The organism is Xanthocytophaga agilis (assembly GCF_030068605.1).
In the GTDB taxonomy this organism is placed as follows: Bacteria; Bacteroidota; Bacteroidia; order Cytophagales; family 172606-1; genus Xanthocytophaga; species Xanthocytophaga agilis.
Genome location: NZ_JASJOU010000024.1, coordinates 13,349 through 26,651 on the forward strand (window position 1 = coordinate 13,349; position 13,303 = coordinate 26,651).

The window sequence follows — 13,303 nt, forward strand, 5'->3', positions numbered from 1 at the left end:
TTGTTTTTTGTTAGATAAGGTTAAGTAAAAAAGCCATTGTGTCTACACCATCTGCATAATCAGCAGGACTTGGACATTGGGTTTGTCCAAAAGAATAACTACCTGGATACCAGCTATTCCTAGAAACGATACATTGCAGTTTCTCCTGGTTGACCTGAATCTTTTCCTTAAGCTGTTCTTTGTCAGTATATAATTCATAATAAACTACAGCCATTGGAGAGGTTAATGCCTCATTCGGGGTGAGTAAAAGAAATCCATTGTCAAAATGCGGAATCTGATTTACCAGAAAGACTGCTTTCTGGTAGTCATAGTTATTGGCGTATTTATGATGATGAATAATCGGGCTTAAAGATTCAATACTTTCCAGGAAAGTAGTAAAGTTATATCCTTCAGGAACATATAGTTTCGCAACGTTTCTGCATCCAAGTCCAAAGTATTCTGTTATATCATGACCTAATGCAAGGAGTTCGTCTGTAGTTTCCTCGCCTGTCAGAATTGCGCAGGATGTTCTGTTTTGACGAATTATGTTAGGTTTTTTTCCAAAATAATAATGAAAATAACGGGCTGAATTGTCGCTTCCTGTGGCAATAGTAGCATCTGCTTCTGTTAATCGTTCCACAAACTGAATATAGTCTCCAAAACGGGGTTCAACTTCCAGAACAATTGAGGCAATGGCTTTTATAAGAAATGTATCCTGAGAACTAAGTTTTGCTAACAGTATGTGTCCGCTAAGCAATACACACATAAAGTCATGAAAGCCAACTGCCGGGATATTACCTGCCATTACAACACCGATTTTTTTAGGAGATAGTATTGGAAACGAATAGTGCTCTAGCCATTGATCAAGTTGTTCCTGTTCCAGCATAAACGCAATACCTTGTAAAGATTGCTGTACATTTTCCGGCGTAAACCAGGGATTTTCTGATTTTATTCGAAACTGCCATTCCTGCAATTGTTCTGTTGAAAGAGTACGTAAACGATTTCCTGTTTCTATAAATGCAGCTTTTCTTTCGTCGATGGTCATAAGTACAAGAGCCTTTATGTAGATAGTAGTAGAATCTACTTAATTGATAGATTTGATAGAATGTATTACCTTTGTGAATATATTATGGCAAAATTGGTAACAATTCTGTTTTCAAAACAGTTTTAAGTCTGTATTTTTGTAATTCAATATATTTTAATTAACCATATATAAACGAAGCAACGATATTTTATGGCGATAATGATAACCGATGAGTGCATCAACTGTGGTGCCTGCGAGCCGGAATGCCCAAATACTGCTATTTATGAAGGTGGAGTAGAATGGAACTGGGCCGGTGGAACAGAACTGAAAGAGGTAGAACTGGAAGATGGCTCAGTTGTGGACGCAAAAACAGCTCAGGATCCAATTTCAAATGAATACTATTACATTGTATCTGGCAAATGTACAGAATGCCTGGGTTTTCATGAAGAACCTCAGTGTGCAGCAGTATGTCCGGTAGATTGTTGTGTGGATGATCCAGACTATCGCGAAACTGAAGACGAATTATTAGCTAAAAAAGACTGGCTACATAATTGATAGTCAATAGCATACCTTCACGGCTTCATACTAATCAAAGGAAGCCGTGAAAAAAAGTTTACATCAGACTTGCATTATATAGAATATAGCAGTACATTTGCACCACGATTTAGGAATTACGGTCTATTCGTCTAGGGGTTAGGACGCATCCCTTTCACGGATGAAACACGGGTTCGATTCCCGTATGGACTACATTTTTAAGATTAAGAGCAAACTTTTCCGAGTTTGCTTTTTTATTTTAGCTATTTTTCAATTTTACTGCTTGCGTGGCTGGCTTCTAATTCATCAAGCGGGGTACATTCTGAAATACCAGAGAAGAGCAAATCGTGCCGGCATCGCGGGCGAGTCATAAACTTAAAATTTCAAGACCGAGAGAGTCATTTCGACTACATTCCTGCATTGCTTCTCATTCATTCCAGCCTTTGCCGAAATCACAATACCGCATATTGCATTAATAAGATAGTCCGCTAGTATTTGCAGACTCCCATTGCTCATGTTTCTATTGGTAAGTTGGAGAAAGTGACAAAGAGCATCGCGGCAGTCAGTGTAACTATCGTTAAGGATCTGTCGAGCTTCACTATCTTCAGAGCCAAATTCTACAATCGAATTTACGAGGAAACAGCCACTGGGGTTTTCAGGATGATAACATCCGTCAACAGACATATTAAATATTTGCCAGATACCTGACAGCGGATCGTTGCTCTCTTTTATGATCTTGTCCAACGAAGCTTTTGTAATCTGTCGATATCGTTGTAGTGCTTTGATTAATAGCTCCCGTTTGTCACCAAACGTGGAGTATATACTTGAACGACTTAAGCCTAAGAAACTTACCAGTTGTTCTGGAGAAGTCGAATTGTAACCTTGCTTTTGGAAGAGAATAATCACTTTATCAAGGATGTCCTCTTCTACAAAATTTTTATTGCGTCCCATAGTCAATGCAATCTAAATCAAATTGATGATTCAAAAAAAAATCGGAAGACAAACTTCAGAATTTTCCGACGTTTGCCTTCCTTAGCTTCATTCGTAAGAATGTCGAATGCGTCACACAAACTCATTCATTTCATGTGACCTTACTTATTTATGCTGAAATTCCACCATCGACTGTAAAACTGCTGCCGGTGATATATTCTGCTTCATTTCCAACAAGGAAATTTACCATAGATGCTATTTCCTCCGGTTTCCCGAGGCGTTTTAGGGGTATAGCATTTATATAACTGTTTCGTATCGTCGGATCACTGGGCATCATGTCGGTATCAATCGCACCGGGTTCAACGCTATTCACCGTGATCTTCCTTGGCGCAAGATCCCATGCTAATCCACGACTTAAAGCCGATATTGCTGCTTTGGTTGCAATATATTCAGAGAGGTAGGGACTTCCAATCCGACGTCCACCCACCGATGCAATGTTAACTATACGTCCTCCGTCAGGCATATACTTTTGAACCGCTCGTACTGCTTCCGCTACGGCTCTAATATTCACATCAATCTGACGATCATATTCTGCTACCCTTTCAGAAGCTGTTTCGATTGGCCCGGCTACTGACACTGCTGCGTTATTAACGAGGATATCGATTTTCCCGAACTTAGACACTGCTTCAATGATAGCTTTCTCTACAGATCCCTTAACAGCGCCGTCCGCCTTGATTGCCAGAGCTTTTCCTCCATCGTTTTGAATGCTTGCAACCAATGCCTGCGCAACGTGCTCGGAATTCAAGTATGTAAAAATAACAGTGGCACCTTCGGTTGCTAGTCTTTCTACAATAGCTCGCCCCATACCGCGGGTACCGCCGGTTATGAAAGCAACTTTTTCACTTAGTTTTGACATGATATATTATATTAGATTTGATTTCAATAGATTTAATAATTGGGGTTAACTATAATTTTGCCAGTTGCGTGATTTGTTTCCATTGCTTCGTGCGCTTTGCCTATCTCGTTGAGATGGAATCTTTTTGATATATGTGGCTTTACCGCGCCTTTTTCAAGTAACTTGGCGATCTCCGCCAAGTCTTTTCCGCTTGATTCGACCGCATTATAGAAAGCATGAATTCCTAAATCGCTTGCTTGCTTTTGCCATGACGTCCCTTCAATTTGTGACCAGAGGCTTAACAAGTTTCCGCCCTTTTTTACAACTTTTAGTGATCGCGCAAGATGTCCATCGCGAAGGCCTTCGATTACATAGTCTACCGGCTCGAGAGCGTTTAAAAAGTCAACAGTTTGATAGTCAATAAATTCATCAGCTCCCAGACTAAGAATGAAATCCCGCTTTGATCCAGAAGCAAGTGTTATGACGTAGGCACCGAAGTGCTTCGCAATTTGAACTGCAAAATGTCCAACACCACCACCTGCTCCGGTAATAAACACGCGATTCCCTTTCTGTATTGGTACCTTTTTCAAAGGCTGCCATATTGTTAAGGCAGCCAGAGCGGCAGCGGCAGCCTCGTCGTAGGATACACTTTCAGGTATCAGCGAAATGTCTTTTACTCTCGCAATGACATATTCGGCGTATCCTTTAGCATGGCCGGGTTTTGTATGTGTAGGAAAATTAAGCAGACCGAACACACGATCTCCCAGTTTAAAATTTTCAACGCCCCTTCCTAATCCTGTAATCTCGCCAGCGATATCCCATCCTAAAATTCTAGGCTCTTCACCGTTAAAAATGTAGTTCAAAGCAACATTCTGTCTTGCATAAATGTCCGTTGGATTAATGCTGATCGCGTGAACTTTGATGAGGACTTCGTCCGCATTTGCCACAGGTATCGGGACTTCACGGAGTTGCAGTTGGTCCACTCCGCCATGTGCATTCAATATTATCGATTTCATTTTATTGGAATAATTGTTCCAATAAAAGAACCTGCTTATTGGAACAATAGTTCCAAATTTATAAACTATTAATTCTAGGATACCCTAACAAATGTTAGTGTTTTATACTCGAACAGCTAGCAAATGCTCTACATTGCATCATCCTGGTATGGAAAAGCGGTGCTTAATGGGAGCGCAGCAACACGCCTTTGTTTTATCACCTAGGCTGTGATATACTACAAACAAATGTTATAATTGAACCTATAAATCGCTGAATTTTAGCAAAATTTCAATTATTTCATTCAATAGCATTACCCTTGACTCTACGAAAGTTTACAAACCAGCCTTGAAGGCTGGTTTTTTGTTTTTTACCTGTTTGCACTTTAGGCAGATAATTATTGCTTTGCCTTACAGTTTTACTGACAAATATAGGACGTTGCTTCAAAGAATTTCCTTTCACCTTCAGGACAAGGGTTAGAAGGTTTGGCACTGACTGCTCGCCGGACATACTTTCCTGTTACTTTTATTCTCTGACAATCAGGTGCAGGAATCTGATCGGGAAAACAAATAAACTTTTTAGTACCATCTGATAAGGTAAGTCTACCACCATTGCCGCAATAACAACTAAATGGATGCATTACGCCCTGCAGGCTGTTAAAATCTCCTTCCAAAGTAATTTCAGGTGCTGAAGTTTCTGTGCTGGCTTGTCCGGATAAATCTAATGCAAACAATTCAAGAGAATGATTGGGTGCGTTGCCTTGTACAATCAATACCTGATTATTGATTACCAGAATTTCATCTCTTCGATTGAGTTTAAGCTCTGCTGGAAGTGAATATTCTGGTATATTGATACTGCCATTTGATTGAAGAGATAGCATATAGGGACTATAACCAAAATTAGAATTATCCCAGGAACTTTTGCTTCCTGTCCCAAAAAGAATCAGAATGTTTCCATCGGGTAATGAAGCTGTCTTTATAAATTTTGCATTCTCTGTCTTTGCATTGGTATAGCCGGTAAGCCAGGTTACACCTTCATTCGCCTGAGGCGTCCATTCTCCTCCAAATGTGTAAAAGCCTCCTTTCTCTGAAATACCTTTTGATAAAATGATTTCTTTGGGTACAACATTCCAGGAAGGTGCACTCACTGTTTCAAAGTCTTTTCGTACTTTAATGAATCCTATATTACGAGGATCTTTATTTGCCTCTCCAATGCGGCTACTATTCAATGATTTACTATTAGGATCAGGCTCACCCGCAAAAATTACACAATATCCATCGTTTGTCTCTACAATGCCTCCAAGTTCAGTATATGTCTGATTATCATTTGACCATTTGTAATATTTCTGGCTAGGGCTGCTAATTTCTGCATACAATGGATACGTTTTACTACCATCATAACCACCCGCTTCTGTTCCATGTTCTGTTTTGAATGTATATATAACTTTGGAGTTGATGGATTCTTTGCTAAACTTATGGAGATGAATCCCTCTCGGATAGTTATCTCCAAGATCAATGGCAACAAAATTTCCATCCTGGCTTTGGGTAAGAAAGTTGTCAAATGAGTGTCCTGATGTTTGTCCAAAGTTTCTTATAACAGAAAGAGTTGTCGGATCAAATGCTACCGCAATTCCACCCTGATGATTTAATCCATCTGAACTTTGATTCATGATACGCTCCATTATAAATAGCAAATATCCATTCTGATATTGAAGCGTACCACCATATGAGCTGATATGAAAGATATCTAAATTTTTCTGATCGGACTTTTGTACCTGCTTCTTTAGTAATGTTCCATTGGAAGATGCCTTGGATAGAAAAATCAGGTCATTTGTATCATCATTTGAAAAGGTCTGGTAGGTAATATAATAATAGTTACCAACTGCATCATTGGTAGCTGCTAGTAGGATTGTATTAGCCATATTAGGTAATGGTATGGTCTGAATACTGCTTAGGTTTGTATTGAACTTACTCACAAATATTTTCTGGTTCTGTGTGTCCTGCCAGATTACTTCACTGTTTCCTTCCGGATTTTTTAATAGAAAAAACATCCTTTGCTGAGATGTCTGCGTCTTATTCGCATCTGGCGGAGTACCTGTAACTGTAAATTGATATTTCGTGAGATCACCTAAAGGGGTCTTGAAGACTTTTGTTTCAGATTGAGCCCAGGATAAGCAATTAACCAACAGTAATAAAACCGTTAGTATCCATCTGAAGCTAAGATACATAGTACAGTGTTGATAGAATAGTAAAGAAATAAGTTGGAAGTCGAAGATATTGTTAATGAGTATGTTAAGATAGGAAGAATCATCCTATGGTCAAATCTGGATAGAAGAAAATAGTATATGTGTATATGTAATGACTTGTCTTTCTAAAGAATAGAGTAGGTATAAACAGATACATCTACCTATAAAGATTTTTAATCTCATGGGTAGATGTATCTATTCTTGGATAACTAAATATTGATTCGTAGCTTTATTGGTGTTGGAATTGACTCAGGGTATCCTCCATTTCACGGGTTTTTCGTTCCATCTCTTCCTGAGTAGCAGCGAGTTCTTCCATGTTTTGACGCATCTCCTCTTCCTGGGCTCTTAACTCCTCTGCCTGTAACTGAGACTGAGCCAGCAACTGCTGAATCTTCTGATTGGTTTTCAAAATAGTCAACTCGGCAGCTATGGCATTACAAGCTTCCTGTAAGAAGGTTATCTGATAGGGTTCCAACGGTTGGAAAGAGGCCAGCTCCAGAGCACCTTCTACACCTTGTTCAGATAAGAAGGGAACAATGAGCAAACAGGTTGGATTGGCTGTGCCTAACCCGCTACTGATCCGAACATAGTTTTCCGGGATATCGGTCAGATAGATAATATCTCGTTCCTGACAAGCCGATCCAATCAATCCTTCTCCCCATTCCAGACGTTTTTTCAGGTATTTTCTTCGTTCATAGGCATAGGTAGCTACCACATCCAGATAAAGTTGTTTATCTTCTTCTACCACATGAAAGATAGATCCTTGATTGGCTTTTACATATTTGACAACAAACTGGATCAGTGTTGCATGTAAAGTTTGGTGATCCATATTTTTATTGCGTAGCAACTGACTCAGTTTGGATAAACCCTCATTGTGCCAGTTCTTCTGGGCTTCTTTCTGTGCAGATTCCTTCAGACTGTTACGCATTTGTAGTAAAGCTTGTACAATAGGGCCTTTGCCATTGTACATGGAGGCTTCTACAGAGAAGTTGTTCTGGGCTACCTGGCGGGTAAAGTCCATAAGTTGTTTCTGATTAACAACCAGTTGATGCAATGACCCAATCATACGGGATACCTCATCTTTATTTTCATTGAGTATTACATCAGGTAATTCTCCTTCAGATAATTGTTCCAGATTTGACTTAGCTTGATTAATAGGACGGGTAATAGATTGGATGAGTAGATTTGAGAAAAGAAAGAGAATGATTCCCGCGATCACTATGAAAATAATAATCCCCCATTTGGCTGTATTCTCCTGTGATTGTATCTCCAGGATCAGTGTATGCGATTCTGCCTCAAGATCTTTTTCCAGAGTTTGTGTAGTGTTTATAAGGTTTTGGAATGAAGTAGAGTATTCGCTAAACAAAAACTCTTTAACTTCCTGATACTTTAGCGAATCAGATGATGTGCTGTTCAGTATTTTATCAAAATTGTTCTGGCTCAGAGCGGAAAGATCTTCAACCTTAGCCAGGAATTTTAGTTTGAGTTCCTGAAGCTCAGGAGAAAGGTTTTGATGTTTTTTGACACGATTTGTTGACTCTTTCAGAAGAGCTTGATGATTTTTGAACCATTCTTTTAATTGGTTTGCTCTGTCTGCTTCTGTTTCTGTGTTAATGATAAAGGCAAATCCCAGATGTCCCCGTAGTGCATTGTACAGATGTTTTGTTTCTGCAATTTCTTCCTTTAAGGTATTAAGATGGTCAATCCTGTCACTCATTTGTTCGCTCTTAGCAGAAGTATACCAGAAAACAACTGCTATTACAGAGAAAAAAAAGAGAGATGTATAAACAATTACCAAAAGCCTCCTACCAATAGAGAGGTTTCTTAATAGTGTACGCATACTGTAAAGTATATATGAATAAGAATATTATTAGTTACGAAGTATTGGTCAAAAATAGTGGAAGCCATTTCCAATCACCATCGCTTATCAGGAATATTCATAGACATGTAAGAACTATCTCAAATTAGATAGACTCTGAAGGATTCTTAGTACAGGTTTTGGGAATATCTGGGAAATTACGAAATGTATGCTATTGACTTACTATGGGTTGGGTTTGGGTAGGTGTATTGTAAAAGTATTTAAGTGCAGAAGATATTATGTTAAAATAGTATTTGTATGTGTTAATATTCTGCGGGATTGTATTTTTTCAAAATGATAAATTGCTGGTAGAAACCATTAACCTTTCTTAAAAGTATTTATCTATGAAGAACATCCCGAAAAAATGTATGGTTGGATTACAGTTCCTTTTTCTGGGTCTGTTTGTAATACCGCAGGTATATGCACAGGTTGTAGTAAAGGGTACTGTTAGAACTGAGACAGGAGAGGCTTTCCCTGCCGTTAGCATCTTTATAAAGGGTACAAGCAAAGGAACCAAGACAGACGCTGAGGGAAAATTTAATATTGAAACTCCCGGACCAGAAGCTGTACTGGTATTTACTTTTGTAGGCTATCAGAAAAAAGAAGTACAGGTGGGCAATACTTCTGTACTGGAAGTTACATTAGAGCCCGATATCAGAGCACTGGATGAAGTAGTTGTAACTGCATTGGGTATTAAGCGCGAAAAGAAACAGCTGACCTATAGTACTCAGGAAGTAAAGGCTGAGGAAATTAGCAGAGCCAAGGAAACGGGTGTATTAAACTCACTGACTGGAAAGATCTCAGGTGTACAGATAACTTCTTCAACCGGGCAACCAGGAAGTTCTTCTCGTATTGTGATTCGAGGAACAAGTTCTTTACTGGGTGATAATGAAGCATTGATTGTATTGGATGGTGTACCTATCAATAATAGTCAGACAGGAAATGCCGGACCCGGAAATGGTGTCAGTCGTTTATCGGATATTGATCCTTCTATCATTGAAAGTATCAACGTCTTAAAAGGTTCTGCAGCTTCTGCATTGTATGGATCAAGTGCTGCTCGTGGAGTGGTAATGATTACAACCAAAAACGGAAGTGCATACAAGAAGCCTTCTATCAACTTTACATCTCAGTTTTCATTGGAAAGTCCAATCCTGCCCTCTGTTCAAAGCAAGTATGCACAAGGGACTGGAGGTGTGTATTACAATGGAGAAGACCAGAAAACAAGTTTGTTATGGGGGCCGGAAATTAAAGGATTGACAGTGAATGGGGTGCCTGTACGAAATAAAAATCCAATGAAAGAGTTCTTTCAGACAGGAAAAACATACACAAATTCATTAAGTGCTCAGGGTGGTTCTGATAAATCAAATTATCTGCTTTCCTACTCTTACCTGGATCAGACCGGAACGGTGCCTACTACCAATTACAAACGTCATTCTGCATTCCTGAAATTCCAAAATCAATTATTTGATAACTTAACCAGCACATTTCAATTCAACTATGTAAATTCTACTAATCACCGGATTGCTGAGGGATATGGTCTGGAAAGTCCTTTGTGGACAGTCTTTACCGCTCCATTTACCTGGGATCCGAAACCTGCACTGGATGCAAATGGAAATCAACGTGTATTCCGTTATTCACGTAATAATCCATACTGGGTATTGGATAATATCTACAACGATTCAAGAAACAATCGATTCCTTCCCGTTCTGACATTAACATATAAACCACTAACCTGGTTAACAATCAGTGAACGTGTTGGCGCAGATGTATATACCGAGCAAATCAAGTACTTTGAAGCTCCCAGTGATGTACTAGCTACCAAAGGTGTTATTACAGACCGAAACAATAACTTTCGTCAGTTTAATAATGATTTAATTATTGAGGCACGGAAAAATTTTGGTCCGGATTGGGATGTAAGTCTGTTATTGGGTAATAACCTTTTCTCAACCTATTCTCAAACCTACCAGATTCAAGGTACTGGTTTGACAGTTGATAACTTCAATAACGTTAGCAATGCAGAACGTCAGGTGAGTTATGAAAATTATTCCAGAAAGAGAAAAGTTGGTTTTTATGGACAAACGAATGTAGAATATAAAGGCTTACTGAACTTCTCACTGACAGGCCGTTATGATGGTACATCTGTTTTGGCTAAAGGAAATAATTACTATGCCTATGGTTCGGCCTCTATGGGCTTTATTTTCTCTGAGTTGCTGTCTTCTGTTCCTGCCATCAATTTTGGAAAACTTCGCCTGTCTTATTCTAAGGTAGGGAATGACAATGTGGGTCCTTATAGCCTTACTACACCATATACCACTGCTACAAACTTTCCTTTTAACGGACAGAATGGCTTCTTGATGCAGAATACGCTGGGCAATGCCAATCTGGTCAATGAAAATACGAATGAGTTTGAGGTAGGATTGGAAATGAAGTTACTACAGAATCGTATTGGTTTTGAAGCAAGTTATTTTGATAGAAGACACAAAGATCTCCTGACTCAGAATATTCCTATTGCTCCATCTACAGGCTATAGTTATACAACACTGAATGCTGGAGATATGACTAATAAGGGAGTTGAGGTGTTGTTGAATCTAACACCTGTAAAAGCAGATAATTTTTCCTGGGATGTAACGGTAAACTATACAAAGATTAACAATAAAGTTACCCGTATCTATGGAGGTCAGGATCAATTAAACTTGGGCCAGACGTATGCCTTTGTGGGTGATCCTTATGGGACATTCTATAATTATGGATATAAACGTAATGAACAGGGACGTATCCTGATCGATGATAGTGGATTGCCTTTGCTAAGTTCTGATTATCAAAAAGTAGGTAATATACAACCTGACTGGCTAGGGGGGATTACAAATACCTTTCGTTATAAGGGGATCACTTTAAGTTTCTTCTTTGATATGAAAAAGGGAGGAGATATTATGAACTCTGATCAGCGATATGGATATTTCTACGGCACACCAAAAATAACAGAAAACCGCGAAAACCGTGTGGTGTCAGGTATTCGGGAATCGGATGGACAAGAGAATACTACGGAAGTAACTGGACAGGCTTACTATCAGAGATTAAATACAATCTATGAAGAAGCAGTACAGGATGGTACTTACATCAAGTTGCGAAATGTGAGCCTTAGCTATAACTTCTCAAAGTTACTACTTCAGAAAACACCTTTTGCTACGGCTTCTCTGACTGCAACTGGACGTAACCTGTGGATTTATTCTCCTCATTTTACAGGCGCAGACCCGGAAGTAAACAGTTTTGGTACTGGTAATGATGCGATTGGAACGTATGCTTATTCTGTTCCGACTTCGCGGTCTTTCAATTTTACGTTATCTGTAACGTTTAAATAATCTATCTGACGCAAAATTCTTGTAGCCTAATCTGAAAATTCACAATGAAATATATAAAGCTTTCTTTAGTTGCTGCTTTCCTGATCATTTGCACAGGATGTGATAAGTACCTTGATGTAAATAGTAACCCTAATAATCCTGAAGATGTGCAGGAAAAACTAATCCTATCTCCTGTGGAGTATAATCTTGCGCAAGGTGTTATTGGTGGATGGTCTAGCGTACATGTAAATCACTTTATGCAGACAGTAGCCCTGAATCAGCCAGTGCCTAATGTAGGTACTTATCTGCTGGCTAATACGGATGAAAACGATACATGGTATTATCTCTACACTATCTGTCTGCAAAATCTGCATTTGCTCAACAGCAAAGCAGAAGCTAATAGCAATTTGAAATATGCAGGTATTGCTAAGATTCTAACAGCGTATTGCCTGGGATATGGAACTACTTTGTGGGGTGATATTCCATACTCAGAGGCATTTGCAGGGAGCGGAAATTTCTATCCTACCTATGATAGTCAGGAAGATATTTACAAAACTATTCAGGATTTATTGGATAAAGGTATCGCTAATCTTGAAGCAGGGACCGGACTGACTCCTGGCAGTGATGACTATTTGTATAACGGAGATGCAGACAAATGGATACGAGCAGCCTATACATTAAAGGCGCGTTATTATATGCACTTAACCAAGGCTCCAGGGTATAATGCTGCTACACAGGCAGGTTTGGCCTTGGCTGCTTTGGAAAAGGGGATGCAGTCAAATGATGATGATCTGGAATTTCCTTATCCGGGAGGAGCTGGGACCCAAAATCGTTGGTACTCGAATTTTTTACCTGTAGAAACACTAATAATGTCCGCACATACAGTGAATCTGTTAAAAGATCGTCAGGACCCACGTATCTCAAAGCTGGTTGCACTCTCAGAAGAAGATGGTGTATACAGAGGACGTGAGATAGGAACAGAAGGTATTGGTAGTCTGGGATCTTACTCAATAGGAGGTCAATTTTATGCAGGAGAAGCTTCCTCACTGGTTCTGATTAATTATCGTGAGGCGTTATTTCTGAAAGCCGAAGCTGATTTGCTTACCAGTGGCTATGCTGCTGCTCAGGATTCTTATGCTGCTGCCATTCAGGCAGATATGTCTAAATTAGGAGTCTCTGGCTCGTCTGCAGCTTATCTGGCTAGTAGAGGAACCTTGACTGCCAGTAATGCGCTGGAGCGGATTATGGAAGAGAAAAGTATTGCTAATATCTTTTCTGTAGAAGTATTCAGTGACTGGCGACGTACAGGATATCCTGCTCTCAATTTAGTGCCACATGCCTTATTTACAGCAATCCCCAGAAGATTGATCTATCCAAACTCTGAGATTTCAACAAATCCTCAGCCACAACAAAGTGCAACATTGAAAGATCGTGTATGGAGTGATCCTGAATGATGGAACATATAACCTGGTTTGAAAAGGTTGTCATACATATGACAACCTTTTTT

9 protein-coding genes and 1 tRNA gene are annotated in these 13,303 nt (G+C 39.3%); 4 read left to right on the plus strand and 6 right to left on the minus strand.

Going from position 1 to position 13,303, the window contains the following annotated elements:
* Positions 1-10: 10 nt before the first annotated feature.
* Positions 11-1,024, minus strand: a complete 1,014-nt coding sequence (locus QNI22_RS37940) for an acyl-CoA reductase (protein WP_314519537.1) — start codon at positions 1,022-1,024, stop codon at positions 11-13.
* A gap of 189 nt (positions 1,025-1,213) precedes the next feature.
* Between QNI22_RS37940 and QNI22_RS37945 the strand changes: the two genes are divergently transcribed.
* Positions 1,214-1,558 (plus strand): 4Fe-4S binding protein, encoded by a 345-nt coding sequence (locus QNI22_RS37945; protein ID WP_313989801.1) that lies wholly within the window; start codon positions 1,214-1,216, stop codon positions 1,556-1,558.
* A gap of 120 nt (positions 1,559-1,678) precedes the next feature.
* Positions 1,679-1,750, plus strand: a tRNA-Glu gene (locus tag QNI22_RS37950).
* 162 nt (positions 1,751-1,912) lie between these two features.
* On the opposite strand, the gene QNI22_RS37955 is transcribed toward QNI22_RS37950, so the two are convergent.
* The 5 genes from QNI22_RS37955 to QNI22_RS37975 form a co-directional block, all read right to left on the minus strand.
* A complete protein-coding gene (locus QNI22_RS37955) occupies positions 1,913-2,488 on the minus strand; it encodes a TetR/AcrR family transcriptional regulator (RefSeq protein WP_314519539.1) in 576 nt (191 codons plus the stop codon).
* Positions 2,489-2,636: 148 nt separating this feature from the next.
* The gene (locus QNI22_RS37960; protein ID WP_314519540.1) at positions 2,637-3,383 is read right to left on the minus strand and encodes an SDR family NAD(P)-dependent oxidoreductase; all 747 of its coding nucleotides are present in this window, start codon (positions 3,381-3,383) and stop codon (positions 2,637-2,639) included.
* Positions 3,384-3,415: 32 nt separating this feature from the next.
* Positions 3,416-4,378: an NADP-dependent oxidoreductase gene (locus QNI22_RS37965; RefSeq protein ID WP_314519542.1), complete on the minus strand. Its 963-nt coding sequence runs from the start codon at positions 4,376-4,378 to the stop codon at positions 3,416-3,418.
* Positions 4,379-4,773: 395 nt separating this feature from the next.
* Positions 4,774-6,582 (minus strand): hypothetical protein, encoded by a 1,809-nt coding sequence (locus tag QNI22_RS37970; RefSeq protein WP_314519544.1) that lies wholly within the window; start codon positions 6,580-6,582, stop codon positions 4,774-4,776.
* A 247-nt stretch (positions 6,583-6,829) separates the two neighbouring features.
* Positions 6,830-8,440 carry a GAF domain-containing protein gene (locus tag QNI22_RS37975; RefSeq protein ID WP_314519546.1) on the minus strand — a complete coding sequence of 537 codons (1,611 nt, stop codon included), beginning with the start codon at positions 8,438-8,440 and terminating at the stop codon, positions 6,830-6,832.
* Positions 8,441-8,802: 362 nt separating this feature from the next.
* Here QNI22_RS37975 and QNI22_RS37980 point away from each other — a divergent pair, with 362 nt between their 5' ends.
* Together QNI22_RS37980 and QNI22_RS37985 are read left to right on the plus strand one after the other, a co-directional pair.
* Positions 8,803-11,817 carry a SusC/RagA family TonB-linked outer membrane protein gene (locus QNI22_RS37980; protein ID WP_314519548.1) on the plus strand — a complete coding sequence of 1,005 codons (3,015 nt, stop codon included), beginning with the start codon at positions 8,803-8,805 and terminating at the stop codon, positions 11,815-11,817.
* 44 nt (positions 11,818-11,861) lie between these two features.
* Positions 11,862-13,250: a SusD/RagB family nutrient-binding outer membrane lipoprotein gene (locus QNI22_RS37985; RefSeq protein ID WP_314519550.1), complete on the plus strand. Its 1,389-nt coding sequence runs from the start codon at positions 11,862-11,864 to the stop codon at positions 13,248-13,250.
* Positions 13,251-13,303: the final 53 nt, after the last annotated feature.